The following is a 25,331-nucleotide window of genomic DNA, read 5'->3' on the forward strand; positions in this document are numbered from 1 at the left end:
TGCGGGGTTGGGAGAATCGGCAATGCCGGACCGCGCGGTCAACGACGCCCTCCGCGGGCGTTTCGACGAGGTCCTCGGCCAATACGAGCGCATCCGCGCCGGCATGGCCGAGCTGCAGGAACGCCTGGCCGCGTTCTCGTCGACGGCGTCGTCGCCAGACGGCCTGGTGATCGCGACCGTCGACGCCCGGGGGCAACTCGTGCGCCTGGTCTTCGACCCGGCCGCCTACCGCGCCCACCGCCCGGAGCAACTGGCGGCCGTGGCGACGGCGACGGTCCGTTCGGCGACGACGTCGGCCACCGCGGCGGTCCACGAGCTGGTGGCGGGCTATCTGCCGCCGGGCTCCGGGGTGGCCGACTATGTGCGGTCCGGGCAGCTCGACGCGTTGCTACGCCGCCATGGCTGAGGTCTTCCTCGACCCGTCGGCGGTCGGCCGCGCGGCCCGCGACCTGTCCGCGGTGGGCGCCGCGGTATCGGCTGCGGCCCGGTCCGGGGTGCCGGCGGACGCTTCGCCGTGGGGCGACGACGAGGCTGGCGCCGCGTTCTCCCGGGTCTACGGCCCACTCTCGTCGGCGCTGCTCGCCGCGTGGTCATCGGTGGGCGTGGCGCTGTCCCGCCTCGGCGGCGACGTCTGGGTGGCGGCTTCGTCCACTTCGGACGCCGACGACCACGCGGCCCATCGTCTCGGCCGCCCGACGTGACGGTGCTGCCGAGCCCGATCCCGCATCCCCTCGACGCGCTGCCGTGGGATGTGCCCGGCTGGGCGTACGAATGCCTCGAATGGGTGATCGGCGTCGAGTGGCCGGCGGGCGACGAACGGGCGGTGTGGGACCTGGCCGACGCGTGGTCTCTTGCCGGGACCGCGCTGGCGACCGCGCGGCTCGACAGCGGCGCGGCGGCATCCGCGGTCGCGGCTGGATATGCCGGTCCGGCGGCGGAGGCGTTCGGCCGGGCGTGGCAGCAGTTCGATGCCGGCGCGTTGGGTCCGTTGCCCGGGGCCTTCGACGAGGTGGCGTCGCTGGTCTCGTCCTGCGCGGCGGAGATCGAGGCCGCGAAGATCGAGGTCTGGATCGAGGTCGGCCTGCTGGTCATCGAGCTGTTGGCGCTCGGGGTGGCGATGGCGTTGACGGCCGGTGCCGCAACACCGGCGGCAACGGCGGCGGCGACCGCAACCAGGGCGGCGATCCAGCGCATTTTCGGGCGCTTGGTGGTGCGGCTGGGTCGCGAGGCCGAGTCGACGCTGCTGGCACGGATCGCTCGGCGGTCCGTCGCCGCCGGGTTCGCGGAGGCGGCGCAGGAGGTCGGTGCCGACGGGGGCACGCAGTCGTACCAGCTGCTCAGCGGTCACCGGGAGGCGTTCGACCTCCGGTCCGTGGGGCTGTCGGCGGTCGGCGGCTTCGCGGGTGGTGCGGCCGGTTCGGCCGTCGTCCCTGGCCTGTCGTCGGGGGTGGTGTCGAGGTCGGTCCGGTCGGCCACGTCAGACGTGCTCGCCGAGACAGCGGCGAGCCTGGCGGTCGGGCAGGGCTTGCCAGCCCTGGACGACGTGGGCCGCTCGGCGACGTCGGGCGCCAGTCATGGCGCCTTGGACTCCCCGGCACCCGACTCCCACCACGGCACCGCCTGGCGGGCGCTGGCCCTCGGTGCGGTGGCGGCCGGCGGTGTTCCGCGTGATCGGGGGGTCCGCGGCGGGGTGGATCCGGGGGCGGATGTGCCGCCCGATCCGCCCACCGATGCTGGCGGCGGCCGAGCCGATCCGGATGGTCGAGGTCTTCCGAGCGTTTCGCCGGAGCGCGTGGGCCGAGCCCACCTGGACTCCCCGTCCGGCGACGGTCGAGGTCTTCCGAGCGTCTCGCCGGAGCGCGGGGCAGGACGTGATCCGGAGCCTCCGCAGGGTCGGGTCCTTCCTGGCGCTTCGCCGGAACGGTTCGAAGGTTCCGAGGGTCTTGACCCTCATCGCCCCGCGGCGCAAAGCGCCGGCCTCGCCGACCCACGGCCCGGTCACGACGTAGCCGAGCCGACCGCGGCTCACCTTCGGCCCGCGCCCGTGACCGCACCCGCGGGCGCGCACCTGTCGGATGAAGCCGTCGCGCCGGCTGGGATCGGGGGTCCGGGAGCCCCGGCGGTGGACACGGACCCAACGATCCGGCCGAGTGACGGCGCGCTCGTCACCAGCCACTCGCTCCGCGCATCGCTCGGCGAGATCGGGCGGCCGCCGTCACCAGGGCATCGCTCACCTGCCGCCAGCGCGATGTTCCGTGATCCGACGCCGGATGAGCTGCGGGCGATCGGCCTGGGCGGCGCGACGTATGCCGACCTCGGGCTCGACCCCGACGCCCTCGGTGCCGCGGAACGAGCCCGCTACGACCGGTTGTTGCCGCGGGTGGCCCTGCTGCCACCGGCCCGGCTGCGCTACACCCAACGCAGCGTCAGCCCGACGACCCGCGACGGGACCCGACTCGGCGACCTGGCTGCGCGAATGCGCGAGCGCGGCTGGCGCGGCGAGCCGATCCACGGCGTCCGCTGGGGTGACGGCAGCTACGTCACCCTCGACAACCGCCGCCCGCGAGCGGCCCGCGAGGCGGGCCTCGACCTGATGCCCGTCGTGATCCACACCCCGTCCGAACCCCTATCGGACTGGCCCGACGACTGGCCGCCGGACAGGATCGCCCGAAACGCCCTCACGGACCAGATCCGCGAACTCCCCGACGGCACCTGGAAGGTAGGCGGCGACGAGGGCACCGTGCGCTACGACCGAGGCACCCATCCACAGACATTCGCCGAGGCGGCTCTGTTCCGCGCCGCACACCAACGCAGCCTCCTGCCACCGCGACTATTCGGCGCGGCGGCAGATCCGGTCGTTGTCGAGATGCCGGATCAGGTCCCCAGGAGCCCGAACACCGGACATCTCCGTGAGCTGGCGGAGGCCCGGCGAACGATGGCGGTAGCCGCGGACGCGGTCCAAGCCGACATCGAAGAGGCTGCTCAAGCGGTATCCGTCGGTCTTGGCTCCGGTCATCGCCTGGAACTGAAGGGCCTGGCTCATCGGATCAAGTCCCTCGACTCACTCGCTCGCAAGTATGCCGACGAAGGTCGTGCCAACCAGATGTCCGTGGCCGAGTTCCTGGCGGACACCAAAGATGTCTTACGTTTCTCGTTGCTGATGCCCGAGGGTGACGCCTATACGGCGACGGTCAGGGGCGTCCTGAGACACCTCGACGACCGTGGCTATCGCATCGGGCGCGTGAAGAACTACTGGCGTCAGGCGAATCGCTTCCACGGTCTCAACGTCGAGGTGCGCTCACCAGACGATCAGCGGTTCGAGATCCAGTTTCCGACCCATCTCTCGTGGCGAGCCGGGAGGCTGACTCACGATCTCTACAGCGTCGTCCGTCACGATGGGTCTACTGGTGTGGTCGAGCCACCGGCGCGTCGGATACACGCGTTCCTGAGGATGCTGGCGATCAACAAGGAAGTCGGTGTGGGTAGGAACGCGCCACCCGGCGGCGACCATTTGGCACCAGCCCACGATGCGAGCTTCATCCAGTGGATCAAACAAAAGCCGGAGGTCTGGGTCCAGTATCAAAGGTGGCTTGCTGCCAACAGCTTGACCTTCGCCGGAGTCGCGGCTGAGTTCGACCTCGACAGTCGAGACCTCGGTGGTCAGATTGATCACGCGGAAGAGGCGCGCTGATGTACCACTATTACGCGACATATAAGACTTCAGCGCGCGATGCCCCTGCGGGGATCTTCGTCATGGATGTTGCTGGCGGCCACGCCATGCTCTGGGATCACTGGGCGGGCGCGTGGGTCTACGACCCTGCCTTGGTCGTGCGGTTCCTCGACGACCATCGCAATGAGGACCGCCAGCGAACGATCGATCGTGAGACGGCGGAACGAATCACGCCGGGCATCACCGGGGGCGAGAAGTTGCCCGATGAAGACACGATCGCCTGGGTTTTTCGGTGGGAGGGGCGGCCGCCGCAGGGTGACTGAGTGTGGCGTCGGGAACATGACACTGCGGGGTGTCGCGGGTCCACTACGTACGGTCGATCTAGAAGGCTTCTCGGGTCTGGGTGTCAAGGGGAAACGGGTACCGTGTCGCCCGAGCGTGCGGAACTAGACGCGGGAGATGGTGATGATGGCGGGTCGGCGCGGTGGGCGTCGGGTGTCGGCGTGGTTGGCGATCGGTGCGGGTCTGGTCGGCGCGATCGGCGTCGGCATCGTTCTCGCCGCCGGCACCGCCAGCGCCGCGGACGACCGGGTCGAACTGAAGGCCGCGCGCACCTTCTCCGCCGGTGGCAACGCCGGCAGCGCCTCGGTCAGCATCACCCACCGTGATCGTGGCTGCATCGCTGTGCGTACCGGATTGGGCATCCGCCTGGCCACCGGCATGAAAGCGAGCCAAGTGCGGGTCGCGACGTTCAGCCTAGGGCAGTGGCGGCCACTGATCGTGTCCGACGCCGGTGGCAGCGCGGTGGCCACCGAGCGCACCGCGCCGGACCGGGCGGGGATCTGCGAGCGGCAGACCGCGGTGGCGCGCTATCGGATCGCCTTCGCGACGGGTACGCCGAGCGGCAGCATCACGATCGTCGGCCAGGTGTTCAACGGCCGGGGCCAGTTGCTCGGTAGCGAGTCGGCGGCGGCGCGGGTCAACGGCGTCCGGGCCACGCCCACGAAGACGCCGGCCAAGCCCACCAAGCGCGCCACGCCGACCCCGGCGCAGCCGACGGAGGAGCCGCCGACGGTCGCGCCGTTCGACGATCCCGCCAAGAGCCCGATCGCGGTCGGCGTGCCGGCCCAGCCGAAGGACCCGGGCGAGGGTGGCTTCCTCGGGATGAGCGGCCTGGTCATGGTCGGCGGTCTGGTGCTCGTGCTGGTGGGCGCCGGCCTGATCGTCTTCCTGGTGCGCTCGGTGCGCGCGGACCGGGCGGGCAACCGGCCGGCGACGGACGGCGGGCGCCACTCGGGCGGCGACGGCCACACGGCGCCGCTGCCCGAAACCGGGACGATTTTCCTCCCTCCGATGCGCCCCGCGGCCGGCCCGGGTACCGACCAGCCGACGGTCATCTTCCCGCGCATCGAAGACTGACAGCGGCGTTATCCACAGCCCCGCGGTTATCCACAGCCCCGCGAGAGCCTTCCCCACCCCGCCGGAGCGCTCCGTTACGCTCAGCGGCGATACGCTGGCATCGTCCAAGGAGCGAGTGCGTTGTCCGACCTGTCCCAGATCGTCAAGGCCTACGACATCCGCGGTGTCGTCCCGGACCAATGGGACGAGCAGGCCGCCGCCGCGCTGGGTGCCGGCTTCGCACAGTTCCTCACGGCGAGCCACCCGAGCAGCACGAGCGTGGTCATCGCCCACGACATGCGGGCCTCGTCGCCCGGGCTGGCGTCTGCGTTCGCCCGCGGCGTGCTGAGCGAGGGCCTCGGCGTGGTCGAGGCCGGTCTCGGCTCGACCGACATGCTCTATTTCGCGGCGGGCTCGCTCGGTCTTCCGGGCGCGATGTTTACGGCCAGTCACAACCCGGCCAAATACAACGGCATCAAGCTGTGCCTCGCCGGCGCCAAGCCGGTCGGCCAGGAGTCCGGCCTGCGGGAGATCCGCGACAACGCGCAGCGCATTCTCGACGAGGCGACACTTATCCCGGCACCGGCCGGCGCCCGGCCCGAGCAGCACGACGTGCTGGCCGACTACGCGCGTTACCTGCGCGAGTTGGTCGACCTGGCGCACATCCGGCCGCTGAAGCTGGTCGTCGACGCCGGCAACGGCATGGGTGGCTACACGGTGCCGGCAGTGCTCGGTGACCAGGTCCTCGGCGGGCTGCCGCTGACGATCGTCCCGCTCTATTTCGAGCTCGACGGCTCGTTCCCCAACCACGAGGCCAACCCGCTCGAGCCGAAGAACCTGATCGACCTGCAGCACGCCGTCGTGCAGCACGGCGCCGACCTCGGGCTCGCCTTCGACGGCGACGCCGACCGGTGCTTCGTGATCGACGAGCGCGGCGAGCCGGTCAGTCCGAGCGCGATCACCGCCCTGGTCGCCGCCCGTGAGCTGGCCAAGCACCCCGGCGAGACGGTGATCCACAATCTGATCACGTCGAGCGCCGTCCCCGAGATCATCAAGGAAAACGGCGGCACCCCGGTGCGCAGCCGCGTCGGGCACTCGTTCATCAAGGCCGACATGGCGCGCACCAACGCGGTCTTCGGCGGTGAGCACTCGGCGCACTACTACTTCCGCGAGTTCTGGTTCGCCGACACCGGCATGCTCGCCGCGATGCACGTGCTCGCCGCGCTCGGCGGCCAGCCGGAGCCGCTGTCCGTCCTGGCCGGCGATTTCGAGCGCTATGTCGCGTCCGGCGAGATCAACTCGACGGTGCCAGACCAGAAGGCCAAGCAGCAGGCCGTACGCGCCGCGTATGCCGATGCCGAGGTCGACGAGCTCGACGGGCTGACGCTGACCTTCGCCGACGGTGCCTGGGTCAACCTGCGCGCCTCCAACACCGAGCCCCTGCTCCGGCTCAACGTCGAGGCGCCCACCGCTACGCGCATGGCACAACTGCGCGACGAGGTGCTCGGTCTCATCCGCAGTTAAGATCGTCGCCGGACGGCCCGCCGCCCACGTCTGGAAGGAGCCGCACGATGGCCCTGGATCAGCAGTTGCTGGACATTCTCGCGTGTCCTGACACGCACCACGCACCGCTCACCTACGACTCGGCGGCGCAGACGCTGACCTGCACCGAGTGTGGTCGGATCTTCGAGGTGCGCGACGACATCCCGATCCTCCTGCTCGACGAGGCGCGCCAGGCCCCGCCGGCTCAGGGCAGCGGGCAGGCGAGCTGATGGATTCCCCGGTGGGCGGCGCCGCCGGCCTGCGCGGCCAACGGGTCGCTGACGAGGCGCTGCTGGACAACCAGGACGCGATGGCCGAAAACGACCCGGGCGGCATGCTGCGGATGACGGCTTCGGCCGGCGCACAGGTCCGGGAGTCGGCGGCCCTCGCGGCCGAGGCCAACCTGAGCGCGCTCGAAGACGACGGGCTGCCTCGCGCGGTCGTGATCGCCGGCGCCGGCACTGCCGCGCGCACCGGCGAGATCCTGGCGATGGCCGCCGGCCCGCGCTCCCGTGCGCCTGTCATCGCACACCGCAGCGCCGGTGTGCCCGGCTGGGTCGGGGCGGCCGACGTGGTGATCGCGATCAGCGCGTCGGGCCACAGCCCGGAGGCGCTCGCCGCCGCCGACGCCGCGGCCCGGCGTGGTGCCCGGCTGGTGGGCATCGGTGCGCCCGACTCAGAACTCCAGTCGGTGGTGGAGCGCGCCCGTGCCCCGTTCATCCCCGTGCCGCGCCGTGCGCCGGCCCGCGCCAGCCTGTGGGCGCTGACGGTTCCGGTGCTGCTCGCAGCCCGCACGCTGGGGCTGGTCAAGGTCAACGAAGCCGACTTCGCCGAGACCGCGACCCGGCTCGACGCCGACGCCGAGCGCTGCCGCCCGAGTGCCGAGTCGTTCGTCAACCCGGCGAAGTCGCTGGCCCTGGGCTTGGCCGGCTCCGTGCCGATCGTCTGGGGCTCGTCGCCGCTGGCGACGGTGGCCGCTCGGCGGTTCGCTGACACGCTGTCGGCCAACGCCCGCTATCCGGTGGTCGCCGGTGCGCTCGGCGAGGCCGGGCGTGGCCGCGTGGGCCTGCTCGACGGCGTCTTCGGTGGCCTGGTCGAGTCCGACCGCGACATCTTCGCCGACCCGTTCGGCGACGACGAAGACGGCGAGCAGTCCAGCCGGCTCCGGGTGGTGCTGCTGCGCGACGGCGGGCTCAACGCCGACGACGACACCGACGAGCCGTTCGCGGTCGAAGAGCGGCGCGCCGACGCGATCCAGACCCTGGCCGAGCGGCGCGGGGTGCGGTGCGACGTGCTCACCGCCGAGGGCGGGTCGTCGCTGGAGCGGTTGGCGTCCCTGGTCGCCGTCCCCGACTTCGCTTCGGTTTATCTTGCTCTCGCACACGGTCTCGACCCCATGGCGGTTCCGGCCGTTTCCGAGATGAAGGAGCTTTCCAACCCATGAGCGCAGTGACATGAGTGCTGGCGGCGGCACCCGAGCGATCATCGCGGCGCTTTCCGCGAACCTCGGCATCGCAGTCACCAAGTTCGTGGCATTTGTGCTAACGGGCTCGTCGTCGATGCTCGCGGAGGCGATCCACTCGGTCGCCGACTCGGGCAACCAGGCGCTGCTGCTGATCGGCGGCCGGCGCGCGAGCCGCAAGGCAACACCCGAACACCCCTTCGGGTACGGGCGTGAGCGCTACATCTACGCGTTCATCGTCTCGATCATCCTGTTCAGTGTCGGTGGCCTGTTCGCCCTCTACGAGGCCTGGCACAAGTGGCAGGACCCGCACGGCTTCGACTCGTGGCAGTGGGTGCCGATCGCGGTGCTGATCGTCGCGATCGCCCTCGAGTCCTACTCGTTGCGCACCGCGGTCAAGGAGTCCAACCCGATCCGCGCCAAGGCCTCGTGGGTCGCGTTCGTCCGCCGGGCGAAGGCGCCCGAGCTGCCGGTCGTGCTCCTCGAAGACATCGGCGCGCTGCTCGGCCTGGTCTTCGCGCTGTTCGGCGTCTCGATGACGCTGGCCACCCACAACGGCAAGTGGGACGCGGCCGGCACCGCGATGATCGGCCTCCTCCTCGTGGCGATCGCGATCGTCCTGGCGATCGAGACCAAGAGCCTGCTGCTCGGCGAGGGCGCCAGCCCGGAAAACGTCCAGGCGATCGAGCGCGCCCTGGTCAGCGGTCCCGGGATCGAGCGGATCATCCACATGAAGACCCTGCACCTGGGTCCCGAAGAACTCCTGGTCGCCGCGAAGATCGCGGTGACGCCCAACGAAACGGCCGAAGACCTGGCCAGGGCGATCAACGCCGCGGAGGCCCGGATCCGCGAAGCGGTCCCGATCGCCCGCGTGATCTACCTCGAGCCAGACATCTTCAGCAACCGGGCAGCCAAGGCCGGCGACGGCGCCGCCGCCGAAACCGCAGAAGGCATCACCACCCACTAGGCCGAGCCGGGCCGACCGGTCGAGCGGAGGGGGTGGCCCCGACGCGGAGAGCGGCCCGGCGGAGGGGGAGCCACGCGGAGTGCGGCCGGCGGCGGGGGAGCCCGACGCGGTGTGCGGCCCAAGGCGGAGGCCAGTGTGAAGCAGAGAGCGGCCGAGCGGATTGCGGCCCGATTCTGGGCGCGGCCCGAGCGGAGGGCGGCCCGAGGTGGAGTGCGGCCCGAGCGGATTGCGGCCCGAAGGGGAGAGCGGCCCGAGGCCGCGGCCAGACCCCAAGCGGAGCGGCGCGAAGCGGAGCGAATGCCGGTGCGAAGGGGGAGACCAACGCGAAGCGGAGGGCGGCCCGGCACGCGGGCGGTCCAGGGCGCTGGGGCGGCGTGCACCAGACTCTCCAGGCGGCCCGAGCAGCACCAGGTGCCGCCGACCGACGGTGCGAGGGGGTGTCGCGTGCATCACCGCAGCACGACGCCGTGGGCTAAGGCCTTGCGGGCGCGGGCGATGATCGCTGCGCCGCCCCCTCGGCGGCCGACCGACCTCCGCGTGCGCCTGGACGCGGAAACCCAGCAGCACGATCCGCGCGACACCGCTTACCCAGGGACTGGCCACAGTGGAATCACTCGATAGCCCTATCCGTGACTACGCATGGGGTTCGCGCACCGTGCTCGCCCGACTACAGGGTCGCGCGGTGCCCAGCGCCGGCCCCGAGGCCGAGCTCTGGGTCGGCGCACACCCCGGCGCACCGTCGACATTAGACGGCGAGGACGGTCCGGTGAGCCTGGCCGAAGCGATCGCCGCGGCGCCGACCGGCTGGCTCGGCAGCCAGACCGTGGCCCGGTTCGGGCCGCGCCTGCCGTTCCTCATGAAGCTGCTCGCGGCCGAGGCACCGCTCTCGCTGCAGGCCCATCCCGACCTCGAACACGCGCGGGAGCGGTTCGCGGCCGGCGACCCCAACTACGTCGACGCCAACCACAAGCCCGAACTTCTCGTCGCGATCGAGCCGTTCGACGCCCTCTGCGGCTTCCGCGACCCGCGACGGTCCGCCGACGCGCTGGAGGCCCTCGGCGGCCCGGCCCTCGACCCGGTGGTCGCCCACCTGCGCCGCGGTGAGATCGCCGACGCGGTCGAGCTGCTGCTGACCTGGCCCGGCAAGCGCGCCGACCTGGTCTCCCTGGTCACCGCGGGCGGCCCGAACGCGCCGGCCGATGACCTCGCGCTCGTGCGGCGGCTGGCGGCGCACTACCCGAGCGACCCCGGCGTGCTGGTCGCGCTGCTGCTCAACCCGGTCAGCCTGGAGCCGGGTGACGCGGTCTGGATGCCGGCCGGCAACCTGCACTCCTACCTCGCCGGCACCGGGGTCGAGATCATGGCAGCCAGCGACAACGTCCTGCGCGGCGGCCTGACGCCCAAGCGGGTCGACGTGGGCGAGTTGCTCCAGGTCCTGCGCTTCGACGTCCTTCACGACCCGGTGGTCAAGCCCGTGGAGGTGGCGCCGGGGGTCGTCACCTGGCCCGTCCCGGTCGACGACTTCTCCCTCCACCGTGTCATCCGCCCCACCGAACTGCGGCTCGACGGGGCCGTTCTGGCGCTCTGCACGGCCGGTGAGGTCACGATCGGAGACGCCACGGGTGTGGTCTCGCTCACTCCGGGACGCGCCGCGGTGGGTCCGGCCGGTGCCGGGCCGCTCATGATCGCCGGTGCTGGTGCGGTCTACGTCGGCTCGCTAGGTCACTGAGCGCACAGGCGCCTCACCGGCGGAGCGAAGGCAGTGGACCGCGTGGGCGGCCATCCCGTGAGAACAGATCAGGAAATATCCGCATTCTCTTGACAGGGAAGACTGCGCGGTGTGACTCTATAACCACGCAGCGTTATCGCGACGAAGGTCCGAGTCACGCGCGGGGGAACCAAACCGGGGGGATGCACGGGGCGGTGTGGGGTTGAGCGGTTTATCCGCCGACCACCCACCGCCCCGTGCGCTATGTGCGGACGGGGGCTCCCGGCTTGGCCCGCCAGACCCGGACCGGCCGCCACCACGCCACAGGGCGTGCGGCGGCGCGGGGTAACGCTGCTCCGCGTAAGCTCGATGGTCGCGATCAGACGCTGAGCCCAACATCGATCAGGCGCTGAGCCCAACATGTCGCCAACGAAGCGCGACCGACTAGGAGCTTTCATGACCAGCACCCTTCCGGCGCACGACGCGTCGACCGGTGACCGTCCGCGCACCCTCGCCGAGGGCGACTTCAAGGTGGCCGACCTGAGCCTCGCCGCCTTCGGACGCAAGGAGATCCAGCTCGCCGAGCACGAGATGCCCGGCCTGATGTCGCTCCGCCGCGAGTTCGCCGCGACCCAGCCGCTGAAGGGCGCCCGGATCACCGGGTCGCTGCACATGACCATCCAGACGGCGGTGCTCATCGAGACCCTCACCGCGCTCGGCGCGCAGGTCCGCTGGGCGTCCTGCAACATCTTCTCGACCCAGGACCACGCCGCGGCCGCGATCGTGGTCGGCCCCGCCGGCACGCCCGAGGCGCCGGCCGGTGTCCCGGTCTACGCCTGGAAGGGCGAGACCCTCGAGGAATACTGGTGGTGCACCGAGCAGGTGCTGCTGTGGCCCGACGGCCAGGGCCCCAACATGATCCTCGACGACGGCGGCGACGCCACGCTGCTCGTACACAAGGGTGCGCAGTTCGAAGGTCTTGGCGCGGTGCCAAGCGCAGACACCGCCGACTCGGAGGAATACGCCGTCATCCTCGGCGTGCTCAACCGCTCGCTCCAGGAGGACAACCGCCGCTGGACCCGGGTCGCCGCCGGCATCAAGGGCGTCACCGAGGAGACCACCACCGGCGTGCACCGCCTCTACGAGATGCAGCAGAGCGGCAGCCTGCTCTTCCCGGCGATCAACGTCAACGACTCGGTCACCAAGTCGAAGTTCGACAACAAGTACGGCTGCCGCCACTCGCTGATCGACGGCATCAACCGGGCCACCGACGTGCTGATCGGCGGCAAGGTCGCGGTGGTGGCCGGCTACGGCGACGTCGGCAAGGGCTGCGCGGAGAGCCTCCGCGGCCAGGGCGCCCGGGTCATCGTCACCGAGATCGACCCGATCTGCGCGCTGCAGGCGGCGATGGACGGCTACCAGGTGGCCACCCTCGAAGACGTGGTCGAGACGGCCGACATCTTCGTGACCGCGACCGGGTGCTTCAACGTGATCACCAACGAGCACATGGCGCGGATGAAGCACCAGGCGATCGTCGGCAACATCGGGCACTTCGACAACGAGATCGACATGGCCGGTCTCGCGAAGCGCCCCGACACCACGCGGATCAACATCAAGCCGCAGGTCGACGAGTGGCGCTTCGACGACGGCCACTCGGTGATCGTGCTGTCCGAGGGCCGCCTGCTCAACCTGGGCAACGCGACCGGGCACCCGAGCTTCGTGATGTCCAACAGCTTCAGCAACCAGACGATCGCCCAGATCGAGCTGTTCACCAAGCTCGACCAGTACCCGGTCGGCGTCTACACCCTGCCCAAGCACCTCGACGAGAAGGTCGCCCGGTTGCACCTCGACGCGCTCGGCGTCCACCTCACCGAGCTGAGCAAGGAGCAGGCCGGCTACCTCGGCGTCCCGGTCGAGGGCCCCTACAAGCCGGACCACTACCGCTACTGATCGAAATCAAGCACGAAGGCCCTTCGCCGGTACGCCCGGCGGGGGGCCTTCGTCTATCTCTGCGCTGTCGCTAGTCAGTGGTGTTCTGGCGGCGTTTCGGGCGCACCCAGGTCCACACGCAATAGAGCAGCCAGCCCACCGCGAGCGCCGTGGCGAGCGGCCGCAGGTGAACCAGGTTGAGCACGTAGACCAGTGCGAGCACGGTCAGCCACGGCACGAACGCCTTCACACGCCGAGACGTTACACACCTAACTTGACTTCGCGCCCGACCGGAGAGAAGGTATGGCTGCCCTTACTAAGGCGTACCTATCACCGAGCGTGACCGGAGCCCCGCGACATGTTCGCCACTTACCTGATCGGTCTGCGCGAAGGTCTGGAAGCGACCCTCGTGGTCAGCATCCTTGTCGCCTTCCTCGTCAAGTCACAGCGCAAGGACCGGCTGGTCCAGGTCTGGGTCGGCGTCGCGATCGCGGTCGCCGTCTCCGTCCTCTTCGGCTGGATGCTCACCTACACGAGCACCTCGCTCTTGGCCGACTACAAGGACCGCGAGCTGTTCGAGGCGATCACCTCGCTGGCCGCGGTCGTGTTCGTCACCTGGATGATCTTCTGGATGCGCAGGGCCGCCCGGTCGATCGCCGGTGAGCTGCGCACGAAGCTCACCGACGCGCTCGCGGTCGGCTCGATCGCCGTCGCGGTGATGGCGTTCCTGGCCGTCGTCCGCGAGGGCCTGGAGACCGCGCTGATCTTCTACTCCGCGGTCCAGGGCGTGCGCACCGACGGCGGCCCGCTCTACTCGTTGATCGGCGGCGTCGCCAGCGCCATCGTGATCGGCATCCTGCTCTACGGCACCGCCGTGCGGATCAACCTCGGCAAGTTCTTCACCTGGACCGGCGCCCTGCTGATCCTGGTCGCCGCGGGCATCCTCAAGTACGCGGTGCACGACTTCCAGGAGTCCGGCGTGCTGCCGGGCCTCAACACGCTCGCGTTCGACATCAGCGGCACGCTCGACCCGAGTTCCTGGTACGGCAGCGTTCTGGCCGGAATGTTCAACATCACCCCGGCACCGACGGTGCTGGAGACGATCGCCTGGGTGGCGTACGGCATCCCGGTGTTGGCGATTTTCCTCAAGCCGGCGAAGCGCAAGCCCGCGCCTGCCGCGGTGCCGGCGGAAACGACGACCGCAACCCCTGCGTCCACCACGCAGAAGTCCTGATCGGGAGTTCTTGAATGCGCAGCAGATACCTCGCGACCGTCGCGGTCGCCCTGTTGGCTGGTGGTCTCGCCGCCTGCTCCAGCAGCGACGACAACGCCGGGTCGGGCGCGGAGACGGCGGCCGGTGGGCCGATCACGGTCAACGCCACCGACTCAGCCTGCGAGGTCGGCGTCACGGATGTCGACGCCGGCACCGTGCAATTCAAGGTCACCAACAAGGGCGGGAAGGTCACCGAGTTCTACGTGTACGCCGCCGGCGACCGGGTGATGGGCGAGGTCGAGAACATCGCGCCGGGCCTGAGTCGTGAGCTGCACGTCGAGCTGGCCGCCGGGACCTACGAGACGGCCTGCAAGCCCGGCATGAGCGGCAAGGGCATCCGCGGCCCGCTGAAGGTCAACGGCTCGTCCGCGCCGCTCACCGAGGACGCCGCGCTCAAGGACGCCACCGGCAACTACTCGCGCTACGTCAAGAGCCAGACCGACGCCCTGTTGACCAAGACCCAGGAGTTCACCGACGCGGTCAAGGCCGGCGACGTCGCGAAGGCCAAGGCACTGTTCCCGGTCGCCCGCACCTACTGGGAGCGGATCGAGCCGGTCGCCGAGATCTTCGGTGACCTCGACCCGAAGATCGACGGCCGCGAAGAGGTCGTCGAAGAGGGCATGAAGTTCACCGGCTTCCACGCGCTCGAGCGCGACCTGTGGAAAACCGGCGACATCTCCAAGTCGGGCCCGATGGCCGACGAGCTGCTGGTCAACGTCAAGGAGATCGTCGCCAGGGCGCAGGCCGAGCAGCTCTCGCCGCTGCAGCTGGCCAACGGCGCCAAGGAGCTGCTCGACGAGGTCGCCACCGGGAAGATCACCGGCGAGGAGGACCGCTACTCGCACACCGACCTCTGGGACTTCAACGCCAACGTCGAAGGATCCAAGGCGGCCATCGCCGCGCTTCGGCCGGCTCTCGAGCAGCGCAACACCGACCTGGTCAAGCAGCTCGACACCGAGTTCGCCAACGTCGACGCCGAGCTGGCCAAGCACCGCGACGGCGACGGCTGGAAGCTCCACAACGAACTGTCGCAGGCCGACCTGAAGGGGCTCTCCGACGTGATCAACGCGCTGGCCGAGCCGATCAGCAAGGTCGCCGCCGTGGTGGCGGGGTAGGTCCACCGATGGGAATCTCTCGTCGTCAGGCGATGACGCTCGCCGGTGTCGGCGTGGCCGGCATCGCGGGCGCCGCCGCCGGCGCGTCGGCCGTGCTGGCCGCTGACTCGGATCCTTCGGTCCCAACGGCGGCGGCCAGCGGCGCTGTCCCGTTTCACGGCGACCACCAGGCGGGCATCATCACGCCGGCACAGGACCGGCTGCACTTCGTCGCGTTCGACGTGATCACGAAAGACCGCGACCGCCTGGTGTCGATGCTGAAAGACTGGTCGGCGGCCGCGGCCCGGATGACGGCCGGCCAGGACGCCGGCACGATCGGCGCGGTCAACGGCATCCCGGAGGCGCCACCCGACGACACCGGCGAGGCGCTCGACCTGCCGCCCGCCGGCCTGACGCTGACCGTCGGCTTCGGCCCGGGTCTGTTCCGGGACGCGTCCGGTGTGGACCGGTTCGGCCTGGCCGCGAAACGCCCGGCCGCGCTCGCCGAGCTGCCGAAGTTCCCCGGCGACGCGCTCCAACCCGAGATCTCCGGCGGCGACCTGTGCGTGCAGGCGTGCGCCAACGACCCGCAGGTGGCGGTGCACGCGATCCGCAACCTGGCCCGGATCGGCATGGGCGTGGTCAGCGTACGGTGGTCGCAGCTCGGCTTCGGCCGCACCTCGTCGACGTCGCGCGACCAGGCCACGCCGCGCAACCTGTTCGGTTTCAAGGACGGCACCGCGAACCTGAAGGCCGAAGACACCGCGTTGCTCGACGAGCACCTGTGGGCCCGTGGCAGCGACGGCCAGTCCTGGATGGACGGTGGGTCCTACCTGGTGGCCCGGAAGATCCGCATGATCATCGAGACGTGGGACCGCACCGCGCTTGGTGAGCAGGAGGAGATCGTCGGCCGAGCCAAGGGCAGCGGTGCGCCGCTGGGCCACCAGAACGAGTTCGACGAACTCGACTTCGCGGTCAAGGGTCCGGACGGCAAGCCGGCGATCGCGGACGTCGCGCACGTGAAGCTGGCGCATCACAGCCAGAACGGCGGGGCCCGGATCCTGCGCCGCGGCTACAACTTCGTCGATGGGTCCGACGGCCTGGGGCGGCTCAACGCGGGGCTGTTCTTCATTTCGTTCCAGCGGGACCCGCACAAGCAGTTCGTGCCGATCCAGTTGCAACTCGCCCGCCACGACGTGATGAACGAATACATCCGGCACGTGTCGAGCGCGCTGTTCGCCTGCCCCGGCGGCGTCAAGGACGCCGGCGATTTCTGGGGCCAGGCGCTCTTCGCCTGAGCCTTGCTCCTTGCTCCGCACCCGTGCGGGAAGCGCCGGGGCCGTCCGACGCTTCCCGCAAGGGTGCGGAGCAAGGGGCTAAGGCCGCTCCACTGACGCGCGGCGGCCGAGCAGGACGTAGCCGAGTGCGAACGCCGCGGCGCCGGCGACCTCGAAGATCTGGATGAGTGGGAAACCCGGCCCGGACGTGAAGATGAACACCCCGCCGACGGTGTAGACCAGCGATCCGACGCTGAGCAGCACGGCGACGGCCGTCATCCCGACGCGGCGCAGCGCGAACGCGAGCACCGCGTAGCCGGTCGGGAAGATGAGCAGGGCGGGGAAGACGATGAGCGCCGACGGGGCGTCGAGGTCGCTCGTGGTGTGCACGAGGCTGGGTTCGTAGTGCGCCCGCACCGGGTTGTGCGAGCCGTCGAAGACGATCAGCGCGAACCACAGCAGGGTGCCGACGAGGCTGGCGTACCAGCCGGTCAGGTCGCGGCGTGACCGCACGCCCAGGCCCAGTGCCAGCATGCTGGCCAGGCTGACCACCTGGAGCAGCAGGCCCGTGGCCTGCACGTCGTGCGTCAGGCCGTAGAGCTCGCCGACCTTCGCCATTCCCCAACCGTCGCGGGCCGGGTGCAGGATCGTTCCGACCAGGAACACCGGCCCGCCGACGAACGCCGCCCACGTCGCCACGGCCCGCAATCGCCGGCGCACGCTGCTTTCCACGGCTGCGGGCTGCCCGTTCGCGACCGCCTGTTGAGTGCCCATTCGTCTCCCTCGTTGAGCCTGCGACCAACCACCCTGAGTGCTCCGCTAAAGAGTTACTCTAGTGTCTAACTCTAGTCACGCGAATGTGACCGGCGGCACGCCGGGCCGGGCGTGGACAGACGGGCGGCAGAACGAAGCGGTCAGGTAAGGCTGGCCGGCACCGGCAACGGTGGTGCGTCGGACGTACCCGAGTCGATCGTGCTCATCAGACGGTCGGGGCCAGCCAGTGCCAGCGCGCGGGCCGCCTCCGCCTCGGCGGCGGCGCGGGCCTTCGCCGCCTGGTGCGCCGCCGAACCGAAGACCACCACATATCCGAGAAAGCCCAACCACGCGACCGCCCCGATGGCGATCTTCAAGGCGGCGGGCAGCGACGACGGCGTCACGAACGCCTCGATCACGCCGGAGACGGCGAACAGGAAGACCAGCCCGACCGCCACCAGCAGCCCCTCGCGGCCCGCCGCGGCGACCGAGCGGGTGCGGGTCAGATGCCGCGGCGGCCGGATCCAGGCCCCGGCGATGCGCAGGCCGACGCCGGCCGCGACGTAGACACCGGTCAGCTCCAGCAGCCCGTGCGGCGTGATCAGGCTGAAGAACTGCTCGGCCTCGCCGTACTGGATCATCACGCCGCCGCTCAGGCCGACGTTGAGGGCGTTGTTCCACAACAGCCAGAGAACCGGCACGATCAGCACGCCCGACGCCAGGCACTGCACCGAAAGCCACGCGTTGTGCGTCCACAGCGAGAACGCGAACGTGTGCGGCGAGTATTCGGAGTAGTAGGCGGCGAACTCGGTGTCGACCAGCCGGCGCGCGGCCGCGTCGCCGATCAGCGTGCGGGCCACCTCCGGGTGCTCGGCCGTGTAGAACATCAGGAAGAAGCTGAGCACCGTGAAGACCGTCGACACCGCACACCACCACGGCCAGGCGCGGTAGGCCGCGAGCGGGAATCCCGTGGTGAAGAAGCGCCCGACATCGGCCAGGCGCATCCGCGGGCCGGGAGAGATCGCCGCCCGGCCGCTCAGCACCAGGCGCGACAACCTGGCGATCAGGGCCGGGTCGGGTGTGCGGCTGCGGACCACCGACAGGTGCGTCGCCGATCGCTGGTAGAGCGTGACGAGCTCGTCGACCTCGGAGGCGGAGAGGCGACGTTTGCTCGACAGGTTTTCCAGCCGGCGCCACTCGGCGTCGTGCTCGGCAACGTAGGCGTCGAGATCCACGGGTTCATAGTGTTCACTGTGCGGGTGAGCGCGCAACCACTCCCCTCCGACCGGGTCGTCACCGGCGAAGCCGTCGAGCTCGAGGTGCGCGCCGCCCGCGCCGGATCGCGGGTCACCGCGCTGCTGCTCGACCTGGTGGTGCTGGTGGTCATCGCTCTGGTGCTGTTCGCGATCGGGTCGATCGTGCTGAGCGCGATGCCGCTGGATCTCGACTATGCGACCTGGCAGGGCATCGTCGTCGTCGCCACCGTGCTGCTGCTGGTCGGCTACCCGGTCACCTGCGAAACCCTCTTTCGCGGGCGTACGGTCGGCAAGGCGGCCCTGGGCCTTCGGGTGGTCCGGGACGACGGCGGTCCGGTGCGGCTGCGGCACGCGCTGACCCGCAGCCTGGTCGGGGTGGCCACCGAGTGGCCGGGTGTGCTGCTGCCACCGGTCACCTGGATCGCCGCGCTGGCGACCATGTTGGGCAACCCGCGCGGCAAGCGCCTGGGCGACCTGGTCGCCGGCACCATGGTCATCCACGAGCGCACGCCGGCCAGCTGGGGTTGGGTGCCGGGCATGCCGCCGCCGCTCGCCGGCTGGGCGTTGACCCTCGACCTGACCGGCGTTTCCGACGACCTGGCGCTGGCCGTGCGGCACTTCCTGGCCCGCGGCCGCGACCTGCGCGAGCCGGCCCGCAGCAACCTCGGGCGGGCCCTGGCGGCCGAACTCGCGGCGGTCACCACGCCGCCGGCGCCGGCGGGCGTGCCGGGCTGGGCCTACCTGGCCGCGGTGATCGCCGAGCGGCACCGGCGCTCCCGGGCCCGGCTCGCCCGGGCCCGCGCGGTCAGCAGTGCGATCTGGCCGGAACTGGTGCCGAGGCAGGTCGAGCCGCCACCGGTCGAGACGGTGCACGCGCCGGCCGCGATGCTGGTGCGGCCGGGGTCTCCCTACTCCGAAGACCCGACACCACCGCTGGCGTGGCCGGTCTTCAGGGCCTCTCCGCCGGATCGGGCCTAGAGCCGGGCGAGCGCCTTCAGCGTGAGGTAGGTGTCGGCGACCGCGCCGGCGAACTCGGTCGCGGGTGCGTCGACCACCTCGACGCCGCCGCGGCGCAGGGCCGAGGCCACCCGGTCGCGTTCGGCGAGCGCGCGGTGGCCGGCCGCGGCCGCGTAGACGTCGGCGGGGGTCTGCGGCGCACGGGTGGTCAGGTCGCGCAGCACCGGGTCGTGGGTGGCGGCCACGACGACCTTGTGGCGGGCCACCAGCCGGGGGAGCACCGGCAGCAGGCCCTCGCCCAGCGCGCCCGGTTCGAGCGCGGTGAACAGCACGATCAGGGCCCGCTTGCGTTCCCGGCGGAGCACCTCGCCGACGACGAGTTCGAAGTCGGTCTCGACCAGCGCCGGTTCGAGCGGTGCGAGGGCGTTGACCAGCCGGGCCAGCAACGCCTGCCGGCCGGCGCCGGAGACCGAGGCGCGCACGGCGGTGTCGACGGCCAGCAGGTCGACCTGGTCGCCGGCGCGGGCGGCGAGGGTGGCCAGCAACAGGGCGGCGTCCATCGCGGCGTCCAGGCGGGGCTCGTCGCCGATCCGGACCGCCGAGGTGCGGCCGGTGTCGAGCACGCAGACGACCCGGCGGTCGCGCTCGGGGCGCCAGGTGCGCACCATGACGTCGGAGCGGCGGGCGCTGGCCCGCCAGTCGATCGAGCGGACGTCGTCGCCGATCACGTACTCGCGCAGGGCGTCGAACTCGGTGCCCTGGCCGCGGCCGCGGGTCACGATCGTGCCGTCGAGCACCCGCAGCCGGGCCGTCTTCTCCGGCAGCAACTGGCGCGACGCGAAGCGGGGGAGCACCCGGACGCGCCAGGGCGGCGTCGCGGGCCGCCCGGCCCGTTGCCGGAAGGCCAGGCCCAGCGGGCCGTGCGAACGCACGGTCACCCGCACCGCCGGCCGGTCGCCGCGCCGGGTCGGGGTCAGCGTCGCCGGCAGCGTCACGGTCGTGCCGGGCGGCACGACGACCCGGCCCGGCGGGGTGACCGCGCCGGCCGAGGGCACCCAGGCGTCGCGGATCTCGCCGCGCAACGGGCGCACGCCGCCGTTGTGCACCAGCAACCGCACCTCGGCCGACTGGCCCAACCGCACCGAGGAGTCGCCCCGCCGGGACAACGCGATGTCGCGCAGCGGCGCGGCCAACGCCGCGTCCACAATGGATGCGGCGAGCACCAGAGCGCCGAGCCCGGCCGCGGCCCACCAGGGTGACGGCCACAGTGGGAGGGTGAGCGCCGCGACGCCGAGCAGCAGGGCGGCCCGCCAGGTGACCATCGTCAGCGCGGGGTCGGTACGGTGCCGAGCACCGCATCGAGGATCTGGTCGACGGTGACGCCCTCGAGCTCGGCCTCCGGGCGCAGCCGCACCCGGTGCCGCAGGGTCGCCCGGGCCACGGCCTTGACGTCGTCGGGGGTGACGTATTCACGGCCGGACATCCAGGCCCATGCCTTCGAGGCGGCGAGCAGTGCGGTGGCGCCGCGCGGCGAGGCACCCAACTCGAGCGACGGCGAGACGCGGGTGGCCCGGCAGACGTCGACGACGTAGCCCATCACCACGTCGACCACGCCGATCCGGCCGACCGCCTCGCGCCCGGCGGCCAGGTCGGCGGCGGTGGCGACCGGGCGGATCCCGGCCGCGGTCAGGTCGCGCGGGTTGAAACCCTGGTGGTGTGCGCGCAGCACGCCGAGTTCCTCGTCGCGGGTGGGCAGCGGGACGGCCAGCTTGAGCAGGAACCGGTCGAGCTGGGCCTCGGGGAGGGGGTAGGTGCCCTCGTACTCGATCGGGTTCTGGGTCGCGATCACCAGGAACGGCTCCGGCAGCGGCCGGGGCAGTCCCTCGACGGACACCTGGCGCTCCTCCATCACCTCGAGCAGCGCCGACTGGGTCTTCGGCGGCGTCCGGTTGATCTCGTCGGCGAGCAGCAGGTTGGTGAAAACCGGACCCTGGCGGAACGTGAAGGCCGCGCCGTGCGGGTCGTAGACCAGCGACCCGGTCACGTCGCCCGGCATCAGGTCGGGGGTGAACTGCAGGCGCTTCATGTCGAGGTCGAGCGCGGCGGCGAAGGCCCGCACCAGCAGCGTCTTGGCCACCCCGGGCACGCCTTCGAGCAGCACGTGGCCGCGGCAGAGCAGGCCGATCAACAACCCGGTGACGGTCGCGTCCTGGCCGACCACCGCCTTGGCGACCTCGGCCCGCAGTCGGTGCAGGGCCACCCGGGGATCGGTCTCGGCGGTCGGTTCGGCGGCGAGGGTCACCGTGGTTCTCCTTGGTCGGGCCCGGTGCTGCCGGGCGGGGTGTCGCGGGGGGTTTCCGCGGTGATCTCGTCGGCCAGGGCGTCGAGGCCGCGGGCGAGGTCGAGCAACTCGTCGTCGTGCGCCGGTTCGGGGCCATAGAGCAGACCATCGACGTCGTACGGGCGGCGCCCGGTGCGCACCGCGACGGCGTCGACCACCTCGGCCGGTGTGTGCGACGGTTCGAGGCCGAGCGCCGGTTCGATCCGCCGCAGGGCGGCCCGGCGAAGCACCTCGGCGACCGGCCCGCGGGCCTTGGCCCGCCGGTAGAGGCGGCCCCGACCGAGCACGGTCTCGCCGGAGCGCACCTCGACCGGCAGCGGTTCGCTGACGGCCGGGCCGAGCCGCCGGCCGGCCCAGAGGATCAGGAGCAGCAGGGCGGCGCCCAGGGTGGCGAGCATCGCCCAGAGCCAGGGCGGAAAGGCCCGGCTCAGCGGGTTGTCGCGGTCGTCCGGTGCCTCAGCCCGGTCCGGGCGTGGCCGGTCGCCGCCGTCCCCTTGCTGCCCGGTGGGCTCGCCGGTCTCGTCGGGGGTCGGGAGGTAGGTGTCGTCCTGCTCGGGGTCGCGCGTGTAGGTCGGCCGGGGCGCCGACGGCGGCTCGTAACGCTCGTGCAGGTCGAGCCAGACCAGCCGGGGCCGGGCAGAGAGCAGGCCGGCGGCGAACGCGCTGTTGTCATGCTCGTCGAGACGGTCGTTGCGGAACGGGTCGGTCGCACCCACCACGATCAGGTCGTTCGGGTAGGCGAGGTGCACCACGCCGCCGCCGTAGCAACGGTCGTGCGGACCCTCGGCGTCGTAGCTCTGCCGCCGGACCGCCGCCGAGCCGGCTGCGCCGACGCCGAGGATGGCGCAGTCGCCGGTCGCCTCGACCGCCGTCGCCCAGCGCCGGTGGCCGCGCCGCACCGGCGCCCGGATGGCCTCCAGCGTCCGGGTCGGCGGGTCGACCAGGACGACCCGGGCGCTGCGCGGCAGCGACGCGAGCTGGCTCGTGGTCAGCGGGTCGAGGTATTCGGCCGCCGGGACGAACAGGGTGCCGCCGGCACCCACGTCGGCGAGCGCGGCACGCGGGTCGGTCTGCCGGACCACGGTGACGCCGCGCCCGCGCAGCAGGTCGGCCAGCCGCGCCGAGCCGATCGGGGCGGTGCTGGTCGGCGAGAGGAAGTCGGCGTCGTCGGTGTCGGGCGTGTCGACGGCGTGCGTGACCAGCGAGCCGATCAGCAGCAGGGCGACGACGCCGAACGGGATGATCGTGCGCTGGCCGGCCCGCCAGCCCCGGCGCAGCGCGGCCAGCCGGCCGCCGGTCGAGGGCCTGGTCGCCGTCACGACTCGGCCCGCCGGCTCGCCGGCACCCGGGCACCGGTCAAGGCGAGGTCCACATCGGACGCCAGACGCTTCATCGTCGCGTCGTCGTCAGCGGTCGCCGGCTTCTGGCCGTACCAGATGTCAGAGAAGATCACGCCGGCCGCGCCGAGCGGCCGGTCGGTGGCCGGCGCGCTGCGGCCCGCGGCCGACGCCAACTCGGTGACCGTCCATCCTGGATGGTGCTCGATCACCCGGCGGTCGACCAGCAGCCGGACCACGGCGCGGAGCCGCTCGCGCACCGCCTCGGCCCAGCGGCCCTCCGCGGCGAACCGGTCGGCCCGCGAGAGGAACGTCGCGGCCGGCAGGTCGGGGAGCGCGTCGGGCTCGAGCGCGTCGGCGGCCGGGTCGTCGGGCTGGTCGGGCTCCGGCGTCTTCCGGCGGCGCCGGAAGCTGAACGCCGGCCGGCGCCACCGCACCCGGCGCAGCCGGGCCCAGTTGGACCACAGCACCGCGACGATCGCCGCGAGCGCCAGCAGGATGAGCACGACCCAGTGCAGCGCGAGGTGGTCGCCGATCGCCGCCACGGTCTCGGTCCACCAGCGCGCGAAGCCCGTCACCGGCGCACCGCCAGCGGGTCGGGCCCGGTGCCCAGGCCCCGGCCGAGCGCGATGTCGAGCCCCTCGGTGCGGAACCGGGTCTCCAGATGCAGGGTCGCGGCGAGGCAGGCCAGGGCCGCGTACGCCAGCGTGTTGACCGCCGCCCGCATCCCGGTGAGCAGCACGGCCGCCGCCTCCCGGTCGATCGGCACGAGTTCGGTCAGCAGGCCGCCGCCCGCGGTGCCGACCAGGATCCGGATCAGCCACCACGTCAGATAACCCAGCAGCAGGATCCACAGCCCGCGGCCGCCGGAACGGCCGGCCAGCCCGAAGCCGCGGCCGACCGCCCGCAGCGGGTTGACCCGGTCGACGACCAGGGCCGGCACGGCGAGCGCGGAGAAGCCGAAGCCCAGCGCCCAGAACGGGCCGGCGAACGAGACGGTGGCCACGAGCAGACCGGCGAACAGTGCGACCGCGGCCGTCGCCACCGGGCGCAGCCCGCGCGGGTCGAGCACGGCCCGGTTGCTCAGCCGGCGGTCGAGGAGCAGCGCGCCGGCCGCTCGGGACGCCGGGGCGGCCAGCAGCGCGATGATCACCGCTTCGCAGCCCGCGCCGGCGCAGAGCACCACCCAGAGCCGGCCGAAGTCCTCCTCGACCGCCCGGAACGGGTCGGACAGCAGCAACTCGGACCAGTCGCGCAGCGGGGCGAGCAGAAGCTGCTCGGCGACCGCCAGCGCGGCCGCGACCGGCAGCAGCGCCGCGGCGTGGACGCGCAGCAACAGGAGGGCGGCGTCGAGCAGCTCGCCCACCGTGAGGGGGCGCCGGGGTAGTGCTGACGTGTCCAGGGTCGGCTCCGGAGGCTGCGTGGGATAGCGGTCATCGTGGCATGGCGCACGTCACGCCCGGGGACCGGAGTACGGGAGATTGCGCACCGGCCGGCCCGGATCGACGCCGAAAGACCGAATTGCCGAGACCGTCCGCCGGGTCGTTGTCAAGATTCCGCCGGCCGGCCGGTCACACCGCGATGAACGCGGATGGAATATTGGTGCCATGAGAGCCCGGGTTCTGGTGGTGGACGACGATCCCGCGTTGGCGGAGATGCTCGGCATCGTGCTGCGCAGCGAGGGGTTCCTGCCCTCGTTCGTGGCCGACGGCGAGCGCGCCCTGTCGGCGTTCCGAGACAACCGGCCCGACATCGTCCTGCTCGACCTGATGCTGCCCGGCATGAGCGGCATCGACGTGGCGCGGTCGATCCGGTCCGAGTCCGGTGTCCCGATCGTCATGCTGACCGCCAAGAGCGACACCGTCGACGTGGTGCTCGGTCTCGAGTCGGGCGCCGACGACTACGTGGTCAAGCCGTTCAAGCCGAAGGAACTGGTCGCCCGGATGCGGGCCCGGCTGCGCCGGGGCGAAGACGCGGCGCCCGAGATGCTGACCATCGGGCCGCCCGGCAACCAGATCACCATCGACGTGCCGGCGCACACGGTCACCCGCGACGGCGACGAGGTCAAGCTCACCCCGCTCGAGTTCGACCTGCTGGTGGCGCTGGCCCGCAAGCCGCGCCAGGTGTTCACCCGCGAGGTGCTGCTCGAGCAGGTCTGGGGCTACCGGCACGCGGCCGACACCCGCCTGGTCAACGTGCACGTCCAGCGCCTGCGCGCCAAGATCGAGCCAGACCCCGAGCGACCCGAGATCATCCTCACTGTGCGTGGTGTCGGCTACAAGGCCGGCACTGGATAACCTGGCGTCATCGTGAGCGGAGCGTCACTCGACGAAGTCCTCAAAACGGCCTGGGCGCGCGCCCGGGCCG

The 25,331-nt window shown here is 71.7% G+C and carries 24 protein-coding genes; 16 read left to right on the forward strand and 8 right to left on the reverse strand.

Annotated elements, in window-relative coordinates:
* Positions 1 to 22 precede the first annotated feature (22 nt).
* The 11 genes from AB0J74_RS09625 to ahcY all read left to right on the forward strand — a co-directional run bounded on the left by AB0J74_RS09625 (position 23) and on the right by ahcY (position 12,697).
* Positions 23 to 406 carry a YbaB/EbfC family nucleoid-associated protein gene (locus AB0J74_RS09625; RefSeq protein WP_363446428.1) on the forward strand — a complete coding sequence of 128 codons (384 nt, stop codon included), beginning with the start codon at positions 23 to 25 and terminating at the stop codon, positions 404 to 406.
* Positions 399 to 701, forward strand: coding sequence for a hypothetical protein (locus tag AB0J74_RS09630; RefSeq protein WP_363446430.1), 303 nt, complete (start codon positions 399 to 401; stop codon positions 699 to 701). Before AB0J74_RS09625 ends, AB0J74_RS09630 begins: the two co-directional genes overlap by 8 nt.
* Positions 698 to 3,691 carry a hypothetical protein gene (locus AB0J74_RS09635; RefSeq protein ID WP_363446432.1) on the forward strand — a complete coding sequence of 998 codons (2,994 nt, stop codon included), beginning with the start codon at positions 698 to 700 and terminating at the stop codon, positions 3,689 to 3,691. Before AB0J74_RS09630 ends, AB0J74_RS09635 begins: the two co-directional genes overlap by 4 nt.
* Positions 3,691 to 3,993: a hypothetical protein gene (locus AB0J74_RS09640; protein WP_363446434.1), complete on the forward strand. Its 303-nt coding sequence runs from the start codon at positions 3,691 to 3,693 to the stop codon at positions 3,991 to 3,993. The genes AB0J74_RS09635 and AB0J74_RS09640 overlap by 1 nt, the downstream gene beginning before the upstream one ends.
* Positions 3,994 to 4,165: 172 nt before the next feature.
* Positions 4,166 to 5,089, forward strand: a complete 924-nt coding sequence (locus AB0J74_RS09645; RefSeq protein WP_363446436.1) for a hypothetical protein — start codon at positions 4,166 to 4,168, stop codon at positions 5,087 to 5,089.
* A gap of 120 nt (positions 5,090 to 5,209) precedes the next feature.
* Positions 5,210 to 6,592 carry a phosphomannomutase/phosphoglucomutase gene (locus AB0J74_RS09650; protein WP_363446438.1) on the forward strand — a complete coding sequence of 461 codons (1,383 nt, stop codon included), beginning with the start codon at positions 5,210 to 5,212 and terminating at the stop codon, positions 6,590 to 6,592.
* Positions 6,593 to 6,639: 47 nt separating this feature from the next.
* Positions 6,640 to 6,840, forward strand: a complete 201-nt coding sequence (locus AB0J74_RS09655) for a Trm112 family protein (protein WP_363446440.1) — start codon at positions 6,640 to 6,642, stop codon at positions 6,838 to 6,840.
* Entirely contained in the window at positions 6,840 to 8,054 is a 1,215-nt protein-coding gene (locus AB0J74_RS09660) for an SIS domain-containing protein (RefSeq protein WP_363446442.1), read from the forward strand. Before AB0J74_RS09655 ends, AB0J74_RS09660 begins: the two co-directional genes overlap by 1 nt.
* 10 nt (positions 8,055 to 8,064) lie before the next feature.
* Positions 8,065 to 9,039 (forward strand): cation diffusion facilitator family transporter, encoded by a 975-nt coding sequence (locus AB0J74_RS09665; RefSeq protein WP_363446443.1) that lies wholly within the window; start codon positions 8,065 to 8,067, stop codon positions 9,037 to 9,039.
* 604 nt (positions 9,040 to 9,643) lie between these two features.
* The gene (manA, locus tag AB0J74_RS09670; protein ID WP_363446445.1) at positions 9,644 to 10,768 is read left to right on the forward strand and encodes a mannose-6-phosphate isomerase, class I; all 1,125 of its coding nucleotides are present in this window, start codon (positions 9,644 to 9,646) and stop codon (positions 10,766 to 10,768) included.
* Between the two features lie 435 nt (positions 10,769 to 11,203).
* A complete protein-coding gene (gene ahcY, locus AB0J74_RS09675) occupies positions 11,204 to 12,697 on the forward strand; it encodes an adenosylhomocysteinase (RefSeq protein WP_363446447.1) in 1,494 nt (497 codons plus the stop codon).
* Positions 12,698 to 12,767: 70 nt separating this feature from the next.
* On the opposite strand, the gene AB0J74_RS09680 is transcribed toward ahcY, so the two are convergent.
* Entirely contained in the window at positions 12,768 to 12,926 is a 159-nt protein-coding gene (locus AB0J74_RS09680; RefSeq protein WP_363446449.1) for a hypothetical protein, read from the reverse strand.
* 108 nt (positions 12,927 to 13,034) lie between these two features.
* Between AB0J74_RS09680 and efeU the strand changes: the two genes are divergently transcribed.
* From efeU to efeB, 3 genes are read left to right on the forward strand one after another with little or no spacing between them, the layout of a single operon-like run.
* Entirely contained in the window at positions 13,035 to 13,910 is an 876-nt protein-coding gene (gene efeU / locus AB0J74_RS09685) for an iron uptake transporter permease EfeU (protein ID WP_363446451.1), read from the forward strand.
* A gap of 14 nt (positions 13,911 to 13,924) precedes the next feature.
* Positions 13,925 to 15,064: an iron uptake system protein EfeO gene (gene efeO / locus AB0J74_RS09690; RefSeq protein ID WP_363446453.1), complete on the forward strand. Its 1,140-nt coding sequence runs from the start codon at positions 13,925 to 13,927 to the stop codon at positions 15,062 to 15,064.
* A gap of 8 nt (positions 15,065 to 15,072) precedes the next feature.
* Positions 15,073 to 16,341 carry an iron uptake transporter deferrochelatase/peroxidase subunit gene (efeB, locus tag AB0J74_RS09695; protein ID WP_363446455.1) on the forward strand — a complete coding sequence of 423 codons (1,269 nt, stop codon included), beginning with the start codon at positions 15,073 to 15,075 and terminating at the stop codon, positions 16,339 to 16,341.
* 78 nt (positions 16,342 to 16,419) lie between these two features.
* On the opposite strand, the gene AB0J74_RS09700 is transcribed toward efeB, so the two are convergent.
* Complete coding sequence (locus tag AB0J74_RS09700) at positions 16,420 to 17,094, reverse strand: hypothetical protein (protein ID WP_363446457.1); 675 nt, start codon at positions 17,092 to 17,094, stop codon at positions 16,420 to 16,422.
* 140 nt (positions 17,095 to 17,234) lie between these two features.
* A complete protein-coding gene (locus AB0J74_RS09705) occupies positions 17,235 to 18,308 on the reverse strand; it encodes a stage II sporulation protein M (protein ID WP_363446459.1) in 1,074 nt (357 codons plus the stop codon).
* Between the two features lie 24 nt (positions 18,309 to 18,332).
* On the opposite strand from AB0J74_RS09705, the gene AB0J74_RS09710 reads away from it, so the two are divergent.
* On the forward strand, positions 18,333 to 19,307 hold the full coding sequence (locus AB0J74_RS09710) for an RDD family protein (RefSeq protein ID WP_363446461.1): 975 nt from the start codon (positions 18,333 to 18,335) through the stop codon (positions 19,305 to 19,307).
* Here the strand turns inward: AB0J74_RS09710 and AB0J74_RS09715 are convergent.
* The 5 genes from AB0J74_RS09715 to AB0J74_RS09735 are packed head-to-tail and all read right to left on the reverse strand — an operon-like array spanning position 19,304 to position 24,330.
* Positions 19,304 to 20,608, reverse strand: coding sequence for a DUF58 domain-containing protein (locus tag AB0J74_RS09715; RefSeq protein WP_363446463.1), 1,305 nt, complete (start codon positions 20,606 to 20,608; stop codon positions 19,304 to 19,306). The genes AB0J74_RS09710 and AB0J74_RS09715 overlap by 4 nt on opposite strands.
* Positions 20,609 to 20,610: 2 nt before the next feature.
* Positions 20,611 to 21,588: a MoxR family ATPase gene (locus AB0J74_RS09720; protein ID WP_363446465.1), complete on the reverse strand. Its 978-nt coding sequence runs from the start codon at positions 21,586 to 21,588 to the stop codon at positions 20,611 to 20,613.
* Positions 21,585 to 22,946 carry a DUF4350 domain-containing protein gene (locus AB0J74_RS09725; protein WP_363446467.1) on the reverse strand — a complete coding sequence of 454 codons (1,362 nt, stop codon included), beginning with the start codon at positions 22,944 to 22,946 and terminating at the stop codon, positions 21,585 to 21,587. Before AB0J74_RS09725 ends, AB0J74_RS09720 begins: the two co-directional genes overlap by 4 nt.
* Positions 22,943 to 23,542, reverse strand: coding sequence for a DUF4129 domain-containing protein (locus AB0J74_RS09730; protein ID WP_363446469.1), 600 nt, complete (start codon positions 23,540 to 23,542; stop codon positions 22,943 to 22,945). Before AB0J74_RS09730 ends, AB0J74_RS09725 begins: the two co-directional genes overlap by 4 nt.
* Positions 23,539 to 24,330 carry a hypothetical protein gene (locus AB0J74_RS09735; RefSeq protein ID WP_363446470.1) on the reverse strand — a complete coding sequence of 264 codons (792 nt, stop codon included), beginning with the start codon at positions 24,328 to 24,330 and terminating at the stop codon, positions 23,539 to 23,541. Before AB0J74_RS09735 ends, AB0J74_RS09730 begins: the two co-directional genes overlap by 4 nt.
* A gap of 241 nt (positions 24,331 to 24,571) precedes the next feature.
* Here AB0J74_RS09735 and mtrA point away from each other — a divergent pair, with 241 nt between their 5' ends.
* Positions 24,572 to 25,261 carry an MtrAB system response regulator MtrA gene (gene mtrA / locus AB0J74_RS09740; protein ID WP_363446472.1) on the forward strand — a complete coding sequence of 230 codons (690 nt, stop codon included), beginning with the start codon at positions 24,572 to 24,574 and terminating at the stop codon, positions 25,259 to 25,261.
* Positions 25,262 to 25,331: the final 70 nt, after the last annotated feature.

Source organism: Asanoa sp. NPDC049573 (genome assembly GCF_040676615.1).
Classification (GTDB): domain Bacteria; phylum Actinomycetota; class Actinomycetes; order Mycobacteriales; family Micromonosporaceae; genus Asanoa.

What these genes read in the sequence shown, in the direction of transcription:
- efeO (WP_363446453.1), top strand. Translation starts at nt 13,925, where the DNA reads ATGCGCAGCAGATACCTCGCGACCGTCGCGGTCGCCCTGTTGGCTGGT.
- AB0J74_RS09655 (WP_363446440.1), top strand. Translation starts at nt 6,640, where the DNA reads ATGGCCCTGGATCAGCAGTTGCTGGACATTCTCGCGTGTCCTGACACG.
- ahcY (WP_363446447.1), top strand. Translation starts at nt 11,204, where the DNA reads ATGACCAGCACCCTTCCGGCGCACGACGCGTCGACCGGTGACCGTCCG.
- efeU (WP_363446451.1), top strand. Translation starts at nt 13,035, where the DNA reads ATGTTCGCCACTTACCTGATCGGTCTGCGCGAAGGTCTGGAAGCGACC.
- AB0J74_RS09700 (WP_363446457.1), bottom strand. Translation starts at nt 17,094, where the DNA reads ATGGGCACTCAACAGGCGGTCGCGAACGGGCAGCCCGCAGCCGTGGAA.
- AB0J74_RS09640 (WP_363446434.1), top strand. Translation starts at nt 3,691, where the DNA reads ATGTACCACTATTACGCGACATATAAGACTTCAGCGCGCGATGCCCCT.
- AB0J74_RS09660 (WP_363446442.1), top strand. Translation starts at nt 6,840, where the DNA reads ATGGATTCCCCGGTGGGCGGCGCCGCCGGCCTGCGCGGCCAACGGGTC.
- AB0J74_RS09625 (WP_363446428.1), top strand. Translation starts at nt 23, where the DNA reads ATGCCGGACCGCGCGGTCAACGACGCCCTCCGCGGGCGTTTCGACGAG.
- efeB (WP_363446455.1), top strand. Translation starts at nt 15,073, where the DNA reads ATGGGAATCTCTCGTCGTCAGGCGATGACGCTCGCCGGTGTCGGCGTG.
- AB0J74_RS09630 (WP_363446430.1), top strand. Translation starts at nt 399, where the DNA reads ATGGCTGAGGTCTTCCTCGACCCGTCGGCGGTCGGCCGCGCGGCCCGC.
- AB0J74_RS09665 (WP_363446443.1), top strand. Translation starts at nt 8,065, where the DNA reads ATGAGTGCTGGCGGCGGCACCCGAGCGATCATCGCGGCGCTTTCCGCG.
- mtrA (WP_363446472.1), top strand. Translation starts at nt 24,572, where the DNA reads ATGAGAGCCCGGGTTCTGGTGGTGGACGACGATCCCGCGTTGGCGGAG.
- AB0J74_RS09715 (WP_363446463.1), bottom strand. Translation starts at nt 20,608, where the DNA reads ATGGTCACCTGGCGGGCCGCCCTGCTGCTCGGCGTCGCGGCGCTCACC.